21 protein-coding genes are annotated in these 19,921 nt (G+C 66.3%); 6 read left to right on the top strand and 15 right to left on the bottom strand.

Translation table 11 applies throughout. The annotated features are described in order from the left end of the window. Window positions 1–75: 75 nt before the first annotated feature. Window positions 76–702: a methyltransferase family protein gene (locus tag AC3ISA_RS00290; protein WP_489178821.1), complete on the top strand. Its 627-nt coding sequence runs from the start codon at window positions 76–78 to the stop codon at window positions 700–702. On the opposite strand, the gene AC3ISA_RS00285 is transcribed toward AC3ISA_RS00290, so the two are convergent. The 3 genes from AC3ISA_RS00285 to AC3ISA_RS00275 are packed head-to-tail and all read right to left on the bottom strand — an operon-like array spanning window position 699 to window position 3,132. Beyond that, window positions 699–1,517, bottom strand: a complete 819-nt coding sequence (locus tag AC3ISA_RS00285; protein WP_489178820.1) for a LytTR family DNA-binding domain-containing protein — start codon at window positions 1,515–1,517, stop codon at window positions 699–701. The two genes, AC3ISA_RS00290 and AC3ISA_RS00285, sit on opposite strands and share 4 nt — an antisense overlap. After that, complete coding sequence (locus AC3ISA_RS00280) at window positions 1,514–2,215, bottom strand: DUF2306 domain-containing protein (protein WP_489178819.1); 702 nt, start codon at window positions 2,213–2,215, stop codon at window positions 1,514–1,516. The genes AC3ISA_RS00285 and AC3ISA_RS00280 overlap by 4 nt, the downstream gene beginning before the upstream one ends. 38 nt (window positions 2,216–2,253) lie before the next feature. Further along, window positions 2,254–3,132, bottom strand: coding sequence for an AraC family transcriptional regulator (locus AC3ISA_RS00275; protein WP_489178818.1), 879 nt, complete (start codon window positions 3,130–3,132; stop codon window positions 2,254–2,256). Between the two features lie 144 nt (window positions 3,133–3,276). On the opposite strand from AC3ISA_RS00275, the gene AC3ISA_RS00270 reads away from it, so the two are divergent. Further along, entirely contained in the window at window positions 3,277–4,161 is an 885-nt protein-coding gene (locus tag AC3ISA_RS00270) for an oxidoreductase (RefSeq protein ID WP_489178817.1), read from the top strand. A gap of 7 nt (window positions 4,162–4,168) precedes the next feature. Here AC3ISA_RS00270 and AC3ISA_RS00265 read toward each other — a convergent pair whose 3' ends face one another. Beyond that, window positions 4,169–4,924 (bottom strand): SDR family NAD(P)-dependent oxidoreductase, encoded by a 756-nt coding sequence (locus AC3ISA_RS00265; protein ID WP_489178816.1) that lies wholly within the window; start codon window positions 4,922–4,924, stop codon window positions 4,169–4,171. A 70-nt stretch (window positions 4,925–4,994) separates the two neighbouring features. On the opposite strand from AC3ISA_RS00265, the gene AC3ISA_RS00260 reads away from it, so the two are divergent. Beyond that, entirely contained in the window at window positions 4,995–5,252 is a 258-nt protein-coding gene (locus AC3ISA_RS00260) for a CopG family ribbon-helix-helix protein (protein ID WP_372694424.1), read from the top strand. Next, window positions 5,249–5,563, top strand: coding sequence for a type II toxin-antitoxin system RelE/ParE family toxin (locus AC3ISA_RS00255; protein ID WP_372694426.1), 315 nt, complete (start codon window positions 5,249–5,251; stop codon window positions 5,561–5,563). Before AC3ISA_RS00260 ends, AC3ISA_RS00255 begins: the two co-directional genes overlap by 4 nt. 11 nt (window positions 5,564–5,574) lie before the next feature. On the opposite strand, the gene purF is transcribed toward AC3ISA_RS00255, so the two are convergent. Genes purF through radA form a run of 3 tightly spaced genes read right to left on the bottom strand, consistent with a single transcriptional unit; the run spans window position 5,575 to window position 9,105 of the window. Beyond that, on the bottom strand, window positions 5,575–7,080 hold the full coding sequence (purF, locus tag AC3ISA_RS00250) for an amidophosphoribosyltransferase (RefSeq protein WP_372694428.1): 1,506 nt from the start codon (window positions 7,078–7,080) through the stop codon (window positions 5,575–5,577). Between the two features lie 26 nt (window positions 7,081–7,106). Continuing rightward, on the bottom strand, window positions 7,107–7,703 hold the full coding sequence (locus AC3ISA_RS00245; protein WP_489178815.1) for a CvpA family protein: 597 nt from the start codon (window positions 7,701–7,703) through the stop codon (window positions 7,107–7,109). A 31-nt stretch (window positions 7,704–7,734) separates the two neighbouring features. After that, window positions 7,735–9,105, bottom strand: a complete 1,371-nt coding sequence (radA, locus tag AC3ISA_RS00240; RefSeq protein ID WP_426022960.1) for a DNA repair protein RadA — start codon at window positions 9,103–9,105, stop codon at window positions 7,735–7,737. A 185-nt stretch (window positions 9,106–9,290) separates the two neighbouring features. Between radA and AC3ISA_RS00235 the strand changes: the two genes are divergently transcribed. Beyond that, window positions 9,291–9,920, top strand: a complete 630-nt coding sequence (locus AC3ISA_RS00235) for a Yip1 family protein (protein ID WP_489178814.1) — start codon at window positions 9,291–9,293, stop codon at window positions 9,918–9,920. On the opposite strand, the gene alr is transcribed toward AC3ISA_RS00235, so the two are convergent. From alr to rpsF, 8 genes are all read right to left on the bottom strand, one after another. Beyond that, window positions 9,914–10,960 (bottom strand): alanine racemase, encoded by a 1,047-nt coding sequence (gene alr, locus AC3ISA_RS00230; protein ID WP_489178813.1) that lies wholly within the window; start codon window positions 10,958–10,960, stop codon window positions 9,914–9,916. The genes AC3ISA_RS00235 and alr overlap by 7 nt on opposite strands. Window positions 10,961–11,044: 84 nt before the next feature. Then, window positions 11,045–11,764: a hypothetical protein gene (locus tag AC3ISA_RS00225; RefSeq protein ID WP_489178812.1), complete on the bottom strand. Its 720-nt coding sequence runs from the start codon at window positions 11,762–11,764 to the stop codon at window positions 11,045–11,047. A gap of 37 nt (window positions 11,765–11,801) precedes the next feature. Next, window positions 11,802–13,292 carry a replicative DNA helicase gene (locus AC3ISA_RS00220; RefSeq protein ID WP_489178811.1) on the bottom strand — a complete coding sequence of 497 codons (1,491 nt, stop codon included), beginning with the start codon at window positions 13,290–13,292 and terminating at the stop codon, window positions 11,802–11,804. Window positions 13,293–13,436: 144 nt separating this feature from the next. Further along, window positions 13,437–13,802 carry a hypothetical protein gene (locus tag AC3ISA_RS00215; protein WP_372694444.1) on the bottom strand — a complete coding sequence of 122 codons (366 nt, stop codon included), beginning with the start codon at window positions 13,800–13,802 and terminating at the stop codon, window positions 13,437–13,439. A 161-nt stretch (window positions 13,803–13,963) separates the two neighbouring features. Continuing rightward, a complete protein-coding gene (locus AC3ISA_RS00210; protein ID WP_489178810.1) occupies window positions 13,964–16,414 on the bottom strand; it encodes a TonB-dependent receptor plug domain-containing protein in 2,451 nt (816 codons plus the stop codon). Between the two features lie 419 nt (window positions 16,415–16,833). Further along, window positions 16,834–17,418: a 50S ribosomal protein L9 gene (gene rplI / locus AC3ISA_RS00205; protein ID WP_159850671.1), complete on the bottom strand. Its 585-nt coding sequence runs from the start codon at window positions 17,416–17,418 to the stop codon at window positions 16,834–16,836. A gap of 1 nt (window position 17,419) precedes the next feature. Continuing rightward, entirely contained in the window at window positions 17,420–17,710 is a 291-nt protein-coding gene (gene rpsR, locus AC3ISA_RS00200) for a 30S ribosomal protein S18 (protein WP_372694448.1), read from the bottom strand. 12 nt (window positions 17,711–17,722) lie between these two features. After that, window positions 17,723–18,109, bottom strand: a complete 387-nt coding sequence (gene rpsF, locus AC3ISA_RS00195; protein ID WP_489178808.1) for a 30S ribosomal protein S6 — start codon at window positions 18,107–18,109, stop codon at window positions 17,723–17,725. 219 nt (window positions 18,110–18,328) lie between these two features. Here rpsF and AC3ISA_RS00190 point away from each other — a divergent pair, with 219 nt between their 5' ends. Next, window positions 18,329–19,921 (top strand): carboxyl transferase domain-containing protein, encoded by a 1,593-nt coding sequence (locus AC3ISA_RS00190; protein ID WP_489178807.1) that lies wholly within the window; start codon window positions 18,329–18,331, stop codon window positions 19,919–19,921.

The following is a 19,921-nucleotide window of genomic DNA, read 5'->3' as shown; positions in this document are numbered from 1 at the left end:
TTTTCGCTCGCAAACATACCGCTTGCTCGTCCGTTGAAAGCGGCGCTTGGATTTGAGATCAATCCGGAGCGATTCATGACCACGACCCAGGTGTTCGACCTTCAGGCGGTGCAGAAGATCCGCAAGGGCGCCGTCCTTGTCGCCCTGCTGGCACTGGTCGGACTGACCATGGTGTCCCAGTCGGTCACCGGGTTGGACAGTCCGCTGCATGAGGGCGTCGAGGCCGTGGGCCTGGCCGCCATCGTCTTCGCCATCGTCGGCCGCGCCTGGTGTTCGCTCTATATCGGCGGGCGCAAGAAGGCCGAGATCGTCTCGCGCGGCCCGTATTCGATCAGCCGCAACCCGCTTTATATCTTCAGCTTCTTCGGCGCCTTCGGCATCGGCGCCCAGAGCGGCAGCCTGACCCTGGCGGTGCTGTTCACCCTGGCGTCGCTGGCGGTCTTCTATCTGACGGTGCGCCGTGAAGAGGCCTGGCTGGGCGCGACCTTCGGCGCAGACTATGCGGCGTACAAGGCACGCACGCCGCGTTTCTGGCCCAACATCGCCCTGTGGCGCGACGAGGCGGAACTGTCGGTGCGTCCGTCCTTCTTCCTGACCACCATCCGCGACGGCATGGTCTTCCTGCTGGCGATCCCGCTGTTCGAGGCCATCGACCTGGCCCAGGCCGAGGGCTGGCTGCGGGTTCTGGCGCGGCTGCCCTAAGGCGCGCGACCCAGCCGCACCAAAACGGCGTCGCGATGTGTGCGGCTGACCACCAGTTCGGCGCCGCTCTGCATCGTCAGCCGCCATGACCCGTCCGACAGGGGCTTTACACCCTCGACCCGCGCGAGATTGACCAGGGTGGAGCGGTGGATGCGGGCGAACAGGCGCGTGTCCAAACGCGTCTCCAGCGCCTGAAGGGTGTCGCGGACCAAGCCCTCGCGCCCGTCCCAGTTCACCACCACATAGTTGCCGGCCGAGGCGAACCATTCCACGGCCTGTAGATCGACCGAGGCGCGGCTTCTGCCGGTCGAGACCAGCAGGCGGGCGTCGTCGGGCTGAACCTGTCGGGCAAGGGCCAGTGCGCGGGTCAGGTGGTCGAGGCGACCTTGAACCTCGCGCGCCTTGCGCCACTGGGCGGCGGCCAGGCCGACGGCGACGGTTGCGGTATAGAGCAGCAGGGCGACCGGAAGCCGGTCGATGATCCGCTTGATCCAGTCATCCGGCGTGGGGGTCAGATGCAGGAAGGTCAGGTCGATCCGTGCGCCGAGGGCGGCGATCAGCGGCACGACGGCGACCATCAGCCCGGTCAGGACGCCCGCCGCCTTCCAACCGGCGCCCCATCGCCGCATCACCAGCCAGACCATCAGGCCGACGACCAGCCACGGCGCATAGGTCAAGGCGGCCCACAGCAAGGATGTCGGCAGAGTCAGGTTTGGCCGATCCCGTCGCAGGTACCAGGCGACGGACGCCACCGTCGCCGCATAGGAATAGGCTGTGAACCCCATCATGACGACGGCGACCGACGGCGTCCTCATGCCTGTAGGGCGCGGCGCCGCAGGATCAGGGTCGCCGTCCAGATCACGGCCATCGACTGGAACAGGACGGTCGGCCAGAGCTGGCTCCAGGGCTGGGGCAGGAAGGTCAGGAAGTTGCCGGAGAAGGCGCTGAGCACCGCCGCGTGGGCGCTCAACATCTTCACCAGATGCTCGTATCTCCACAAGTCGGGCGAAAAAGGCCAGTCGCTGGGGCGTGAAAAGCGCCACAGATCCCACGCTGCGACAGACAGCGCCCCATAAGCCAGGGCAGCAGAGACCACGGGCGGGCCGTCCGAGCGGCCCAGGGCGATCAAGGCCAGCACCCAGACGCCGATGCCCAACGCGCCCAGCGTCGCCGCCCAGTCCAGCGGCCTGGCCCGGTCCTGCGGTCGGATGTCCGGCCGTTTGCGCTCCAGCACCCGCACACCCGAAAACAGGGTCAGGGACGCCGTCGCCGACAGGGCCAGGAAGTAGGTGTTGAAACGCAAAGCCGTCATCACCCAGGCGCAGGCCAGCAGGGTCGTCATCAACACCACGAAGGCGCGGCCCCACAGTCGATGCGCGCGCGACCCCTTGGCGGTCAACAACGGAGCGAAGCCGACCAGGACGGCGGCCATGCCGGTCGAGATGTGCAGGACGAGGAAAGGCTGGAGCAGGGTCATGTCCGGCCCATGACCGCTGCGCTCGACCTGCAGCAAGGCGCCTGGGACCGGATGCAGCCGTCAGGGGCGAATGGTCAGCCGACCATCAGGGTTTCGCGCATCCTTGCAGCATCCCTGCCCGGAGGCAGGCCGAACTGGCGGGCGTATTCGCGGCTGAATTGGGACGGGCTGTCATAGCCGACGGCGAAACCGGTCTCGGCCGCGCCATCCAGGCCGGTCAGCAGTCGGGCGCGCGCCTCTCGCAGCCGCACCTGTTTGTGGAACTGCAGCGGGCTCATCGTCGTCACGGTGCGGAAATGGCGGTGGAAGGTCGACAGGCTCATCCCCGCCATGTCCGACAGGGCCTCCAGCCGCATCGGTTCGGCGTAGTGGGCGCGTATCCAGCTGATGGCGCGGCTGACGCCCGACAGGCGGCTTTCGGCTGAGCCGATCTGGCGCACAGTGGCGGCGTGCCGGCTGTGGAGCAGGCGCCAGACCAGTTCGCGCTCGATCATCGGCGTCATGACGGCGATCTCGCCCGGCCGGTCCAGAAGGCGAAGCAGGCGCGCCATGGGCTCCAGCAGTTCGTCCTCCAGTCGAGTCACGTGGATGCCGGTCGGCGGCGGCTGATCCGAGGTGCCGGGGGCGTCGATCTCCAGCATCAGGCCGGCGATGGTCGCGCGGTTCAGGTCGAAGCTGAGGGCGCGATACGGCGCCTTGATGATGCTGCCGCACACCGGCAGTTCCGCCGACACCACCAGACAATCGCCAGCCCGATAGGAATAGACCGTCTCTCCCAGGATGGTCTGTTTGGCGCCGCACACCACGAGGCACAGCATGGGATCATACGCGACGGCGATCATCCGCGTCTGCGCGTCGCTGCCATACAGGCGCAGGCCCGGCACGGCGGATCGCGACAGATCCGACGGCGCGTGGCGCGCGACGATGTCGGTCATTTCGGGCAAGAGGCTCATGGACGCATCCAACGCCCGTCGTCGCGTGCGCGCAAGCGGGCGGGGACAGTTTGACAGGATCGTGCAAGACTTCGCCCGGATCGCCCTAACGCGAGGAAGCTGAAACGGCGTCTTCTCCGTCCCGTCAGACAGAGGAGACTTCCCATGACATCGACAACTCAAAAGACCTGGCTCGTCACCGGCGCGGCCCGTGGACTGGGCGCCGGGATCGCCCGCGCCGCCCTGGACACCGGCGACCGCGTCGTCGTCGCCGGTCGAAATCGCGACGCCCTGATCAAGGCCTTTGGCCCCGATAGCGACGCGGTCCTGTCCATCGCGCTGGACGTCACGGACGCGGCCGCCATCGCCGCCGCCGTCGAGGCCGCCGTGGCCCGCTTCGGCCGCATCGACGTGCTGGTCAACAATGCCGGTTACGGCCATCTCGGCATCTTCGAGGAGACGACCGCCCAAGACGCGCGAAGCCAGTTCGACACCAATGTCTTCGGTTTGTTCGAGATGACCCGCGCCGTCCTGCCGGTCATGCGCACCCAGCGCTCGGGCCATGTGTTCAACGTCTCGTCCGTGGGGGGCATGGTGGGCGGGGCGTCCGGATCGATCTATTGCGCCTCGAAGTTCGCCATCGAGGGTTTCAGCGAGTCGATCGCCCAGGAGGTCAGCCCCTTCGGCGTCCACGTCACCATCGTCGAGCCGGGCTTCTTCCGCACCGACTTCCTGGACGCGACCTCGGTCGTCTACGCCGCCAATCCCATTGCCGACTACGCCCAGGCCTCGGCTGCACTGCGCGACTTCTATGAGGCCCGCAGCCACAACCAGGCGGGCGATCCGGCCAAGCTGGGTCAAGCGCTGGTGACCTTGGCCAATGCTGAAAATCCGCCCGTGCGATGGGCGGCCGGAACGGACGCGGTAGGCATGATCGAGGGCAAGATCGCTGGCCTGACGACAGAGCTTGAGACCTGGCGCGACCTGTCGGTCTCGACCGACGGCGACTTCTCTTTCCGCGAGGAACCGGGCGCCAGCGCCTGGGGCTGACCTAGGCCTAGATCAGCGCTTCCGTCGTCGGTCCGGCCTTCCAGTCGCGGAACCGGATCGTCAGCGGGGGCGTGGCGTCGCCGCTGGCCAGATCGACGACAAGAGGCCCGATTTCGGACGGGTGGGGCAGGCCGGACGGGTCTTCACCTGGATAGGCCTGGGCGCGCATGGCGGTGCGCATGCGGCCCGGATCGACGATGCTGGCTCGCACAGGCGTGCTCTCGATCTCGTCGGCCCAGGCCTTCACCAGGGCCTCGGCCCCCGCCTTGGTCGCGGCGTACATGCCCCAGAATGCCTTGGGCGCGCTGGCGACGCTGCTGGTGAAGTGGATGGCGCGGCCGGCGTCGGAGGCGCGCAACAGCGGTTCCAGCGAGCGGATCAGGCGATAGACGGCGGTGAAGTTGGTCTTCTCGATCTTGGCGAACTCGCGCGGATCGGCGTGGGACACCGGCGTCAGGCCCGAAGGCCCCATGGTGGCGGCGGCATGGACCCAGATGTCCAGTTTCTTGAACCGTTCGAAGATCGCCCCGCCCAGCCGGTCGATGGCCCCGCCGTCCACCAGGTCGAACGGGATCAGGGTCGCGTGGCGGCCGGTGGCGGCGAAGATGGCGTCGTCCAGTTCCTCCAGCCCGCCCTGCGTGCGGGCGGTGGCGATGACGTGCGCGCCCGCCTTGGCCAGGGCCAGGGCGCTCTCATAGCCGATGCCGCGCGAGGCGCCGACGACGAGGGCGATACGGTCGTGCAGGGGGAAGGCGTCGGTCATCCTCGGGTGGTAGGAGTGGCGACGCGACGGGTCAATGTGTTACATTGCATGACATTCAAGCGAGGCGATCATGGCGAAGTCGGCGACGCTCACCCTCCGGGTCAGCCAAGAACTCAAGGACAAGCTGGGCCGCTATGCCGAGCAGACTCAGCGTTCGCCTTCGGCGGTCGCCGAACGCGGCCTTGAAGCGTTCCTTGATCGTGAAATGGAAATGCAGATCGCTATCGACGCCGCGCTCGACGATTTCGAACATGGGCGCGTCGTGGCTCACGAAGAGGCCATGCGTCAGATCCAGGCAACTATCGACAAGCATCGGAAAACCGTTTGAGGCATGTCGAGTGGTCGCAGGTCGCACTGGCTCAATACCATTCCGCCATCGACTATCTCGCGGAACGTAACCCCGATGCGGCGCAGGATGTGGCGGATCGTATCCGAAGCACGATAGATGCTTTAGCGCGTCGCCCGATCGGTCGTCCCGGCGAGCGATCAGGCACCTATGAAAAGGCGGTGCTGCGCACGTCTTACATCATCATCTACAGCCTGGTCGGCGGTGCGAACGACAGCTTGCGTGTCTTGCGCGTCTATCACACCGCCCAGAATTGGACCGATTGGTCGCCGATGCCCGACGAAGAAGTCTAAGCCTACAAGCCCTACGCGCTGACCAGCAGCGACAACTGTTTGGCGCCGAACTCGCGGCCGCCTTCCTCGATCTCGCGATCCAGCAGGCGGGTGGGGTAGTCGCCGGTGAAATAGTGGTCGGTGAACTGGGGTGCGGCGTTGTTGCGGCCGGTCTCGCCCATCGCCTGATACAGGCCGTCGATGGACAGGAAGCCGAGCGAATCGACCTCCAGCAGGTCGCGCATCTCTTCCAGCGTCTTGTTGGCGGCCAGCAGCTGGGCGCGCTCCGGCATGTCGATGCCGTAGAAATCGGGGAAGAGGATCTGGGGGCTTGCCGAGCGCAGGTGGACCTCTGTCGCGCCGGCGGCGCGCACGGCGCGAACCAGCTTCAGCGAGGTGGTGCCGCGCACGATGGAGTCGTCGATCAGCACGACGCGCTTGCCGGCGAGAGCCGACTTGTTCGGGCTGTGCTTCATCCGCACGCCCTTCTGCCGGGCGCCCTGGCTGGGCTGGATGAAGGTGCGGCCCAGATAGTGGCTGCGGATGATGCCCATCTCGTAGGGGATGCCGCTTTCCTGGGCATAGCCAAGAGCCGCCGGCACGCCCGAGTCGGGCACCGGCACGACGATGTCTGCATCGACGCCCAGCTCGCGGGCCAGGCCCCGGCCCATCTCCTTGCGGACCTCATAGACCGAACGACCGTTCACTACCGAATCCGGGCGCGAGAAATAGACGTATTCGAACAGGCAGGGGCGAGCCACGCGCGCCGGGAAGGGTTTCATCGACCGCAGGCCGCTGTCGTCGATGACCACGATCTCGCCGTGCTCGATGTCGCGGACGAAGGTGGCGCCCATCATGTCCAGGGCGCAGGTCTCGGACGCCAGCACCCAGGCCTCGCCGACCTGACCCAGAACCAGCGGCCGGATGCCCAGCGGGTCGCGCGCGCCGATCATCTTGGTGCGCGTCTGCGCGACCAGCGCATAGCCGCCCTCGATCCGCGCCAGGGCGTCGATGAAGCGGTCGACGATCTTGGCTTTGCGGCTGCGGGCGATCAGGTGAAGGATGACTTCGGAATCCGAGGTCGACTGGAAGATTGCGCCTTCGCTGACCAGCTGGCTGTGCAGGAATTTGAAGTTGGTCAGATTGCCGTTGTGCGCCAGGGCGATGCCGCCCTGGTCCAGGTCGGCGAACATCGGCTGGATGTTGCGCAGGAAGGAACCGCCGGCGGTCGAATAACGGGTGTGGCCCACGGCCGCGCTGCCGGGCATCCGGGTCATCAGGTCGGCGCCGCCGAAGGCCTCGCCCACCAGGCCCTGGTGACGTTCGGTGTGGAAACGCTCGTCCCTGACGCTGGCGATGCCGCAGGCTTCCTGGCCGCGATGCTGCAGGGCGTGCAGGCCAAGGGCGACGATGGCCGAGCCCTCGTCCGCATCGGCGCCCCAGACGCCGCAGACGCCGCATTCCAGACGAAGCTGATCGTCCTCCGGCTCGCGCCAGTGCTCGCGGTGGACGACGGGATCGGCGATATGGTGGCGCATCGTGGGGCTCCGATGACCGGGGAAACTTAAGGGGCGGCTTCGCGCGGCGAGTTAGGCTCTGATTGCGTCGGGGGCAAGGCTTCGTCGTCCGAAAATCCCCTGCGCACGGACGAATCGACCACGGGGGTGATCGCGTCGGCGCCGCGTCCGAGGCTGGGCAGGACGATCTGGATGGCGCGGGCCCCCATCGCGCTGACCGGATAGAGGGCCGCATTGGTCAGCCAGCGCGGCGTCCGCTCGCCCGGCAGGGCCGCCACGACGACCAGATGCACGGCGCCGATCAGGACCAGGGCGCGGATGCCGCCGATCAGCAGACCGAACACGCGGTCGACGCCGCCCAGGTGCGGATTGTCCTTGGCGCTCTTGGAGATCATCGAGCCGACGAGGCGCAGGCCGAAATAGACGACGAAGAAGGTCAGGACGGCCGCCAGGATCGACCCGGCCCATTCGGGATCCACGAACGACCGGCCGATGCCGGCTGTCCATGGCAGGCTGATCAGCGCCACCAGGGCGGCCAGGGTCGCGCTGAGCAGGGTGATGACCTCGCGCACCCCGCCGCGCACCCAACCGGCGGCGACGGAAAACAGGATCACCACAATGGCGAAGACGTCGTATCCGGTCACGCGTTCGGGATCCTGCGGCTGCTACGAGGGTCTAATAGCGGTTCTGCGAGATTCGTTCGACCACATCCGTCAGTCGCGTCACCGACGTCACCTTCACCCCCTTGGTCTTGGCGGTCAAAGTCGGGCTCAGAACCTGATCGAAGCCCAGTTTTTGCGCCTCGCGCAGGCGGGCCTCCGCGCGGCCGACGCTGCGGACCTCGCCCGACAGGCCGATCTCGCCGAAGACGACGCAGCCCTGGGGCAGGGAGACGCCGGTCGCCGAGCTGATCAGGGCCGCCGCCGCCGCGAGGTCAGCCGCCGGTTCGTTGATGCGCAGGCCGCCCGCGACGTTCAGATAGACGTCCTGATCGCCGAAGCCGAAACCGCAGCGGGCCTCCAGCACGGCCAGCACCATGGCGAGGCGTCCTGTTTCCCAGCCGATCACGGCGCGGCGCGGGGTGCCATAGGCGGATTTGGACACAAGCGCCTGCATCTCGACCAGCACGGGTCGAGAGCCCTCGATCCCGGCGAAGACGGCGGCGCCCGGCGCGCGCTCCTTGCCCTCGCCCAGGAACAGGGCGGACGGATTGGCGACCTCGCGCAGGCCGCTGTCGCCCATTTCGAACACCCCGATCTCGTCGGTGGCGCCGAAGCGGTTCTTGCCGGCGCGCAGGATGCGGAACGGATAGCCGCGCTCGCCCTCGAAGGTCATGACGGCGTCGACCAGGTGTTCGACCACGCGAGGGCCGGCGACCTGGCCGTCCTTGGTGACGTGACCGACCAGAATGACGGCGACGCCTTGCGACTTGGCCAGCCGCACCATTTCGCCGGCGCAGGCCCGGACCTGGGTGATCGAGCCGGGGCCACTTTCATGCACGTCGGACCACAGGGTCTGGATCGAATCGACGATGACGATGTCGAAATGCTCGCGCTTCAGCGTGCCCAGGATTTCACGCAGGGCCGTCGCTGCCGCCAGATTGACCGGCGCATCGGCCAGGCCCATCCGCTTGGCACGCGCCCGGATCTGCTCAACCGCCTCTTCGCCCGAAATATAGGCCACGCGCGATCCCTTCAGCGCCGCCTTGGCCGCGACCTCCAGCAACAGGGTCGACTTGCCGACGCCAGGGTCGCCGCTCAGCAATATGGCCGATCCCGGCACCACGCCGCCGCCGCAGACGCGGTCGAACTCGGCCACGCCCGTGGTGATGCGCGGCGGTTCGGGCGTGTCGGACTGAAGGGTCTCGAATTGAATGCCGCGCGATCGGGCCGAGGTCGCAGCCGAGGGTTTGATCGCGCCGGGCGGGGCCGAACGGCTTTCCTCGCTCAGGGTGTTCCACTGACCGCAGGAACTGCACTGGCCCGACCATTTGCCGTGGACCGTGCCGCAGGACTGACAGACATAGAGAGCGGAATCGCGAGCCATGGGCTTCCTTAGCAGATCGAACGGTCTGGGCCGCCTGTTCGACAGCGCATGGCCTGTTTCCACGACAGTTTCGGTCGTACACGCAACCTTTGCCATATCAAGGTATTGAGAACCCGTCGCACGCCCTTGCTTCTTGAGGCGACGCAACGTCAACATTCGACACACATCAATCGCCGAGGCGCGCCATGACCGATCCGACGACCCATTCCCAACCCGCCGTCGATCCCGCCCTGATCGCTCGGGTCAAGGGAATCCTGCTTCAGCCCAAGATCGAGTGGCTGCGCATCGACAGTGAGTTCGCCACCACCAAGAGCCTGTTCACCCGCTATGCGATGATCCTGGCCGCCATCGGTCCGGTCGCGACGCTGATCGGCAGCGTGGTGTTCGGCCATGCCTCGATCGTCAGCGCTCTGGTCCTCGCCATCGTGTCGTATGGCCTGTCGCTGGCCAGCGTCTTCATTCTGGGCATCATCATCAACGCCCTGGCGTCCAGCTTCGGCGGCGCTCCCAATCCGGTCCAGGCGATGAAGCTGGCGGTCTACGCCTCGACCGCGTCGTGGATCGCCGGCGTGTTCAACCTGATCCCGCTGTTGGGATGGGTGTCGATCATCGGCGGCATCTACAGCCTGGTCCTTCTGTTCCTGGGTCTGCCGATCCTGATGAAGGTGCCGGAAGACAAGAAGGTCGTCTATTTCATCGTCATCCTGATCGCCGGCATCGTGCTGGGCATGGTGATGGCCGCCATCCTCGGCGCTATCGCCCTGACCTTCGTCGCCTCGACCGCCGGTCTCGCCGCGATGGGCGCAGGCTACTGAGAATAGACGCGCGGTACGCGGGGGGTGATCGAGGTCAGCAGCTCGTAGCTGATGGTCCCCGCAGCCGCCGCCGCGTCGTCCAACAGCCGGTTCGGGCCGAACAACTCGACCGGATCGCCGACCGCGACGTCCAGGCCGGTGATGTCCACCGCGCAGACGTCCATCGAGACCCGACCCAGCAGCGGTCGGGTCTCGTTCGCGATCCAGACCGCGCCCTGGGGCGAATAGGACCGCAGCAATCCATCCGCATAGCCTGCCGCCACCGTCGCGACCTGCATCGGGCGGTTGGCGATAAAGCCGCGCGAATAGCCGACGCTTTCGCCCGCCGGAACGTCGCGCACCTGAAGCACCTGAGCCGTCAGGGCAGCCACGGGCGCGATCCGGGGATCAGGCCGCCCCTCCGGTCCGCCGCCGTACAGGCAGATGCCCGGCCGCACGGCGTCGAAGGCGAACTCGGGGCCCAGGAAACAACCGCTGGAGTTGGCGAAGGATCGGATCACGCCCGGATAGCGATCCACCACGCCCGCAAAAGCGTCGCGCTGGCGCCGGTTCATCGGATTGGCGGGTTCATCGGCGCAGGCCAGGTGGGTCAGGACCAGGGCCAGGCCGTCGAAGGCCTCGGGCGCATCCTCGGGCCGGACGCCCAGCCGGTTCATGCCGGTGTCGATCTGCAGGCCGCACGTGCCGCCGCCCGCTGCCGCCCAGGCCTGCATCTGCGCCGGATGGTTCAGCACCGGACGCAGGTCCGCCGCCTTTAGCATCCCGGCATCATCGCCGTGGCAGCCGTCGAGAACATAGATGACGGGACCATCGGCGCCCAAGGCCGCGCGCAGCCGCACGCCCTCGGCCGCCCGCGCCACGAAGAAGGTCCGCGCCCCCTCGGCCATCAGCCGCGTCGCCACAGCCTGGGCGCCCAGCCCATAGCCGTCCGCCTTGACCACCGGATGCACCGGCTGGCCGCTGACGGCCTCCAGCGTATGATAGTTGCGCGCCAGGGCGTTCAGATCGACAGAGAGGACGGCGGGGGTCGATGCGGTCATGGCGTCCTTATGCGCCATCACCGCGCCGATGGAAGAGGCGACGCAAAATGGGGTTTTGGTGCGCTGGTCGAAACGGGCTGGGTGTCAGTTCGCGCGCGTCTTCGACTGACCAAGTTGGTTCGCCGCCAAGTTTCGGCTCATGAGCTTCGATGATGCGACCGAGATACTCACAAAGGCCATCGCCCATGCGACGCTGCCAATCGCGCCCACGACGGCCATGACGCATGCAGCTGTAAAGCTTGCGGTGGTGTCTATGCTGGGGATGAGGCGATTGAAGGCCCCGAGCAGCAGGGCCACGAAGATCAGGCCGCCGCGATGACCCTTTGTCGCGCGCAAGGCGGCCAGTGGGCTCACCCAGTTCTGCGATATGGCGTGGGTGATTGGCCAAGCGGGTAAAAGAGCTACGTGCGCCATTCCACCGAGCAATAGCAGACCTCCCGAAAGGAAAGCTGCCGGAATGGAGTCCTTGATCCCCACGATTACCAAAAAGATGGCCAAGCCAATTGGCACGGCCATGGCGGCAAGCGTCAAAAGAAACTTCGCCAGGCCCAGAAGGGAAGGGCGAGCGTCCAGCATCGTCGATGCCGTCGCGTAAAGGACGCCGAACCACCCAAGGGCGATTACGACGGCAAAGGCATAGCCGGGCCCCCACACGTCCTGTTTCCAAAACAACAGGCCGAAAGCTGCGGCCACTGCGCTGATCGAGGCGAGGCAGAGGATGCCCTTAAGCGGAAAGATGCCGAACTCGGCCAAGACTTGCTGGGAAAATTTTGGAGAAGCGGACGTCGTGATCATGGCGATCATCGTTCAAGCCAAAAGCTAAGCTTGTCCAGCCATAGAGCTACTCGTAACTGACCTCTTCATAGCCGTGCGCCAGGTTGCCGAAGCGGACAGTGTCGGCGTCGAAGGCCAGTTTGACGATGCCGATGGGGCCGTGGCGTTGCTTGCCGATGACGACCTCGGCCTGGCCTTGCAGGCGGTCCATGTCCTGCTGCCATTGCAGGTGTTCTTCGGAACCCTCGCGCGGTTCGGCGCGGCCCAGGTAGTAGCTCTCGCGATAGACGAACATCACGCAGTCGGCGTCCTGCTCGATCGAGCCGGATTCGCGCAGGTCGGATAACTGGGGGCGTTTATCCTCGCGCTGCTCGACCTGACGCGACAGCTGCGACAGGGCGATGATCGGCACCGACAGCTCCTTGGCCAGGGCCTTCAACCCGCCCGTGATCTCGGACACTTCCTGCACCCGGTTTTTCTGCCCGCCTGTGTTGCCGGTCGTGATCAGTTGCAGATAGTCGACGATGATCAGGTCCAGCCCCTGTTCCGTCCGCTTCAGGCGGCGCGCCCGTGCGGCCAGCTTGGACATGGACAGGCCGCCGGTGTCGTCGATGTAGAGGGGGCTTTCGCCGATCTCGACGGCCGCGTCGCGCAGCTTGCCGAAGTCGGTGGCGTCGATCTCGCCCTTGCGCAGCTTGTCCGACGACACGCCGGACGCATCGGCCAGGATACGCATGGCCAGCTGTTCGGCGCTCATTTCCAGCGAATAGAAGGCGACCACCCCGCCGTTGACCGTCTTGCGGCCCTCGGGCGTCGGTTCCCACTGATAGGCGCGGGCCACGTTGAAGGCCATGTTGGTGGCAAGCGCCGTCTTGCCCATCGACGGGCGGCCGGCGAGGATCAGCAGGTCGGAGGGGTGCAGGCCGCCCAGTTTGCGATCCAGGTCGTTCAGGCCCGTGGCCAGACCAGCCAGCTTGCCCTCGCGTTGATAGGCTTCGGCCGCCATCTGAACGGCGCCCGACAAGGCGTGGGAAAAGCTGACGAAACCGGACGAGGGCTTGCCCGTCTCGGCCAGCGAATAGAGGGTCTGCTCGGCCTGTTCGATCTGTTCGTCGGCGGGCGTCTCGGGGTTGGGGGCCTCCTTGATGATCTCGCCGCCGATGCGGATCAGGTCGCGGCGCAGGGCCAGGTCATAGACGACACGGGCATAGTCGGGGGCGTTGGCGGCCGGGGGGGCGCGGTCCACCAGGTCGGCGAGGTAGCGCAGGCCGCCGAACTCCTGGAAGGCCGGATCCTGTTTGAACCGCTCCATCAGGATGGTGGGTTCGGCCAGCATGCCTTGGCGGATGTGATCCTCGACCGCCTCGAACAGCCGCTGGTGGAAGGGCTCGTAGAAGTGCACGCCCCGCAGCCGGTCGTTCAGACGTTCGAACACGGCGTTGTCGAACATCAGCGAGCCCAGCAGCGCCTGCTCGGCTTCCAGATTGTGCGGCATCGAACTGACGCCGCCGTTTTCCATGGGCGAGGACGAGAAGGGCATGGGGGCGAAGGCGTTCATCGATTAACGCTTTAGCCGTCCCATACGCCTGCGTCAGACGAGGACGTCGCCTGCACCGTGGACAGATTGTTGGGGCTGGGGACGAACCGGAATTCCTCAATCGGACTTCGTCCGTCCTGCGAAGGATCGTCGATCCGCCTGACCCTATCGGCAGGGATACTCCGCCGCCATCCATTCGCGCATCGCCTGAGTCACGCTGATGTTGCGACGCGCGGCGGGAATGGTGTTGAAGCGGGCCAGGATCTGGTCCGGCGAGAAGCCGACCTTTTCCGGCATACAGGTCGCGGGCGGTCGTCCGGCCGTCGTGGCGGCGGTCTGTTCGGCGCGAACCGTGCGGGCGGCGCCACGGAACTCGGCCATCAGCCGGCGCGTGTCCGAGCGCAGCAGGGCCGTCGGGTTCTGAGGGATGGCGTTGGCGGTGGTCAGAAACTCCTGCACCGTCATGGCCTGGGCCGCGCCGGCGATGAGCGACAGCGCGACGACGCCTGCTGCGATGGTTCTGGTCTTCATGTCGGTCCCCTCCAGAGCCCCCTCTGGCAAGGCCAAGGTTGAACGCCGATATGTGTCGCAACTGCGGCGCGGTGGAGGGGCTAAGCTGAAGTTTTCGTAATCCGATCAAGGAAAAGGGCGCTCCGCAGAGCGCCCTTGCCTCATAGCTCGTCAGCTCGACCTCACCATTTCAGGCTGACGCGCGCATAGCCGTAACGCCCGTTGAACCCGAACGGCGAATAGTAGGGGAAGCCCAGCACGCCGTTGGACGTCAGGTCAGTTCCGAGGGGCGAATTCGGGTTTCTGATCGGCACATTGTCCGGGTATTCGTCGAAGACATTGTCCACGCCGATCGCCAGGCCGACGCGTTCGGTGATCTGGAATCGGCCTTCCAGATCGATCACGGTCTTTTCGCCGGTTCGATAGTCGTTTTCTGGCAGCGACGCAGGTTGGATCACGTCGCCATAGTAGGTGGCGCGGACGGTGGCGCCCCACTTGTCCCGGCTCCAATCCGCCGACGCCGAGACCTTTGACGCCGGGGTGCCGTCCTCTATGGTCTTTATGCGCTGACGCGAGAACAACGTCGGTGTCGAGGTCAGCGCCGACGACGAGGTCGGCACGCTGTTGACCGACACGTCGTTGAAGTTGGCCGCCACGGTGAAGTCGAAGTCGCCGAGCGTGTCTGTCGGCAGACGATAGCGCCCGACGATGTCTACGCCTTGCGTCGTGGTCGAAACGCCGTTCAGGAAGAAGCGGGCGGCCTGGATGCCTTGCGGATCTAGCAGATTGGCGACTTCGGCCGAGAAGGAACGGTTGATCAATTCCGACAGAACGATCTGATCGTCGATATCGATCTTGTAGGCGTCCACGGTCAGATCGAACCGGCCCAGACGCACCACCGCGCCTAACGAATAGTTGGTCGAGGTCTCGGCTTTCAGCGGACGGGCGCCCAGGGCCGCAGCGACGGCGCTGGTGGCGGGGAAGGTGCCGGTTTCGACCACCACGCCACTCTGGATCACCGAGGCGGTCGAGGTGAAGAGGGACTGCTGCAACGACGGGGCGCGGAAGCCGGTCGAGACCGAACCGCGCAGGGCGAAGCTGGGCGTGAAGTCATAGCGGGCCGACAGCTTGCCGGTTTGGGTGTCGCCGAAGTCGGAATAGTCTTCGAACCGCACGGCGCCCTCGACACGCAGCTTGTCGGTCAGGGGGATTTCCACGTCTGCGTAGGCGGCGAAGTTGTTGCGATCGACATCGACGGCGTTCGAAGGCTGGAAGCCGACAAAGCCCTGGGCGCCGCCGGTTAGGGCGGTATTGGCGCCCAGCGGGCCGCGATTGTAGCTTTCGGGCTGACCGGCCTCGATCTTGTAGTTCTCCCAGCGCTGCTCCAGGCCCCAGGCGAAGTTCAGCGGGCCGCCGGACAGGCCGACCTCGAACTCACGGCTGAAGTCGGCGCCCAGAACCAGCTGGTCATAGATCAGGCTGCCGGAATCGAAGCTGGTCGGCGAAGCGGCGCCGTAGGTCGAGTTCAGCGAGTCCTCGGTGCGGAAGTCCAGCGCATTGCGGCCGTAGGTCAGGCTGACGTCCGTGTTCCAGCCGGCCAGTTCGCCGCGCAGTCCGCCGGCCAGCGAGGCGTCTTTCGAGTTGATCGCCACCTTGGGCAGGAAGCCGTTCGGATAGATGGCGGCGACATTGTTGGCGTTGTCGGACAGGCGAGGGAAGGCGGCGCCCTCGCTGTCGCGGTCCTGATAGCCGGCCCAGCCATAGGCCTCCCAGCCATTGCCCAGGCCCTTGCCGGCGTTGGCGAAGACCGTCCATTGCTCGACGTCCGGGTCGCCGAAGCGGGCGGTGATCGCGCCGTTCGCCGCCGCGCGGGGATCGTAGTCCGAGCGGTTGGTCGATTCGCGGTTCAGATATTCGGCCGACAGGGTCAGGAAGCCGTCGTCGCCCAGCGAGAAGCCCTGCCAGGCCGAGGCCGTCACCGTGCCGCCGTCTTGTTCGTCGCGTTCGCCGCGCGCGGTCTTCACCGTGGTGAAATACTGGCCGTAGGTCACGCTGGCGCCGCCGCCGCTGGAGGCCTCTTTCAGCCGCAGGTTCACCACGCCGGCGATGGCGTCCGAACCGTACTGGGCCGAGGCGCCGTCGCGCAGCACCTCGACCCGGTCCAGGGCGCCGGTCGGGATGGTGTTCAGGTCGACGGCGGCCGAGCCGCGACCCACGACGCCGTTGACGTTGACCAGGGCCGAGGCGTGACGCCGGGTGCCGTTCACCAGCACCAGCGTCTGATCCGGCGACAGGCCGCGCAGGGTGATCGGGCGGATCGAGTCGGTGCCGTCGTTGGCAGACGGGCGCTGGAAGGTCAGCGACGGCACGGCCTGGGCCAGGGCGGTGGCGAACTCGGTCGTGCCGCGCGTCTGAAGCGCCTGCGCCGTCACCACGTCCACGGGGGCCAGGGTGTCCAGGCGCGAGCGGTTCTGGACCCGCGTGCCGGTGACGACGATGTCGTCCACCTGGGCGGCGTCATCGGCGGTCGGCTCAGCGGTTTGGGCGAAGACGGGAGCGGCGGTCAGCAGGGCGAGCGTTGAGACGGTCGCGAACAGGGCCGGGGCGGCGGCCCGTTGCAGGGTATTGCGCATTGAGAGATTTCCTAAGGCTTGTTTTTGGCGCGAGCGCGCATCGCCGTCGCTGATGGCGGCGGGCTTTGAAGTCGATCTGAAGTTCAGGTGTCGTGCGGCCTCAGCCGCAACATCGCCCACGGTCGGGCGGCATCGCCACGAGATAAGGGGTAGTCGTCATCGCCGTCTCCAACCGCACGGTCGGGGAGATCCCGGCGGTCATGGCCATATCAGGGCGAAGGTGCGGCGGGTCAATCAGCGCAGCGCGCCATGTTTTCTGCGGCGAGCAATAGAAAATCTATCACCTGTGGTGAGTCAGCCAGTGATTGCGCCGAAGGGGTGTGCGCAGCGACGCTCAATTTTTAAGCAGCAAAAAGGGCGCATCCCTTGCGGAACGCGCCCTTGATGTCTTGGCGATCCAGCCCGAAGGCCGGGGTCAATCAGGCTTCGTCGCCGAAGCCTTCCTGTTGACCGGCGCCGCCTTCGATCAGTTCCTGGGCCGATTGCTCGGCGGCCTGACGCTCATCGTCGAACTGGCTGCGGATCACGTCCTCACCCTTGGCCTGACGCTCGGCTTCATCCATCGAACGGGCGATGTTGATCTTGACCGATGCGCGGACCTCGGCGTGCAGGCGGACCGGCACTTCGTGGACGCCCAGGTTCTTGATCGCCGTGTTCAGGACGACTTGCGAACGCTCGACCTTGCCGCCTTCGGCCTGGATGGCCTCGGCGACGTCGCGGCCGGCGACCGAACCGTACAGGTGACCGGTTTCACCGGCCTGACGGATCATGATGTAGGTCTGGCCGTCGATCTTGTCGGCGACCTTCTGTGCATCGGCCTTGTTCTTGTCGTTGCGTTGCTCGATGGCGACGCGGTCGAGTTCGAACGCCTTCAGGTTGGCGGCGGTGGCCCGACGGGCCTTGTCGCGCGGCAGAAGGAAGTTACGGGCGAAGCCGTCCTTGACGGACACGACGTCGCCGATGGCGCCGAGATTCTCGACGCGTTCAAGCAGAACGACCTTCATCTCACTTCACCACGTAAGGCAGGAGGGCCAGATAGCGAGCGCGCTTGATGGCCTTGGCCAGTTCGCGTTGCTTCTTCTGGGAGACGGCGGTGATGCGCGAAGGCACGATCTTGCCGCGTTCGGAGACGTAACGCTGAAGCAGCTTCACGTCCTTGTAGTCGATCTTCGGCGCATTGGCGCCCGAGAACGGGCAGACCTTGCGGCGACGATAGAAGGGGCGGCGGCCGGCGGCGCCGGAGCCCGCCGGAGCGCCCGGGGTCGGGGCGCCCGAGCTGATGGGGGTATCGGTCATGTTCCGGGTTCCTTATTCGGCGTCGGCGGCGGCGTCATCGCGCGGGGTGCGCTCGCGCTCACGCTCGCGTTCACGCTCGCGGCGGGCCAGCAGCGGCGACAGTTCCAGGTCGAGTTCCTCGACACGGACGGTCAGCCAACGCAGCACGTCTTCGTTGATCGACAGCTGACGCTCGACCTCGGCCATGGCGGCCGGCGGGCAATCGACTGCGAGCAGCGAATAGTGAGCCTTGCGGTTCTTTTTCACGCGGTACGTCAGGTTGCGCAGACCCCAGTACTCGATCTTGGCGACGGAACCGCCGCCTTGTTCGATCAAGCCCTTGATGGTGTCGTTCAGCGCTTCGGCCTGTTGCGCCGAGATATCCTGGCGCGACATGACCGTGTGCTCGTAAAGAGCCATGCGGTATTCTCCCTTGTGAGCATCGGCGTGGAAACGACCGGGTAAGTCGATCCCCACGATGGCTCCTGGCGCGGCGGCCGGACCGAACGTCCAACCCTTTGGTGTTCCGCGACAGGACCGAAGCCCTGGAAAGGCGGGGCCTATAGGGGAAAAGGAGCGGGGAGGCAAGGATGGCGGCAGGTGCTTGTGACGCCTCGCGACCCCGCCTAAACCAACCCCATGCCGAAGCTGACGTCAGCGGTCGATCCGCAAAGCCCCAAATACAAGTCCCTGCACGCGCACAACAGCGCTCTGGTCGCCGAACTGCGCGACCATGTGGCCAAGGCCGCGCGCGGCGGGTCCGACAAGTCGCGCGAGCGTCACGTCGCCCGCGGCAAGCTGTTGCCCCGCGACCGGGTCGAGCGGCTGCTGGACCCCGGTTCGCCCTTCCTGGAGGTCGGTCAGTTGGCCGCGCATGAGATGTACGACGGCGAGGCGCCGGCGGCCGGCGTCATCGCCGGGATCGGCCGGGTCTCGGGCCGCGAGGTCATGATCGTCTGCAACGATCCGACGGTGAAGGGCGGCGCCTACTTCCCCATGACGGTGAAGAAGCACCTGCGTGCCCAGGAGATCGCCGAGCAGAACCGCCTGCCGTGCGTCTATCTGGTGGACTCTGGCGGCGCCAACCTGCCGCACCAGGCCGAGGTGTTTCCCGACCGCGACCATTTCGGCCGCATCTTCTTCAACCAGGCCCGGATGAGCGCCAAGGGCATCGCCCAGATCGCCTGCGTCATGGGCCTGTCCACCGCCGGCGGCGCCTATGTGCCGGCCATGTCGGACGAGACGATCATCGTCAGGAACCAGGGCGCCATCTTCCTGGCCGGCCCGCCCCTGGTGAAGGCCGCGACCGGCGAGGTGATCTCGGCCGAGGAACTGGGCGGGGCCGAGACCCACGGCCGTCGCTCGGGCGTGGTCGATCATGTGGCCGAGAACGACGAACATGCCCTGGAGATCGTGCGGTCCATCGTCGCCAATCTGAACACCACCAAGGCCGTGGACATGGATGTACGCGAACCCCGCGCGCCGGCCTTCGCGGCCGAAGAGCTGTATGGCCTGATCCCCGACGACGTGCGCGCACCGTATGATGTGCGCGAGGTCATCGCCCGACTGGTGGACGGGTCCGAGTTCGACGAGTTCAAGACCCTGTACGGCTCGACGCTGGTCTGCGGCTTCGCCCGCGTCTGGGGCTATCCGGTCGCCATCCTGGCCAACAACGGCGTCATCTTCTCCGAGAGCGCCCAGAAGGGCGCGCACTTCATCGAACTGGCCTGCAAGCGCAAGATTCCGCTGCTGTTCCTGCAGAACATCAGTGGCTTCATGGTCGGCGGCAAGTACGAGGCGGGTGGCATAGCCAAGGACGGCGCCAAGCTGGTCACGGCCGTCGCGTCGGCCGAAGTGCCCAAGTTCACCGTCCTGATCGGCGGCAGCTTCGGGGCCGGAAACTACGGCATGTGCGGCCGCGCCTATTCCCCGCGCTTCCTCTTCACCTGGCCCAACAGCCGGATCGGCGTGATGGGCGGCGAACAGGCGGCTTCGGTCCTGGCCACCGTCCACCGCGACGCCGAAACCTGGAGCGCGGACGACGCCGAGGCCTTCAAGGCGCCGATCCGTCAGAAGTACGAGGACGAGGGCAATCCCTACTACGCCACCGCCCGCCTGTGGGACGACGGCATCATCGATCCGGCCCAGACTCGCGACGTGCTGGGCCTGGCGATCAGCGCCAGCCTGAACGCCCCGATCCCCGAGACGACCTTCGGCCTGTTCAGGATGTAG

This window comes from Brevundimonas sp. KH_058 (assembly GCF_057838505.1).
The sequence above is the reverse complement of the archived record's forward strand: the minus strand, read 5'-3'. Positions and strand labels throughout refer to the sequence as shown.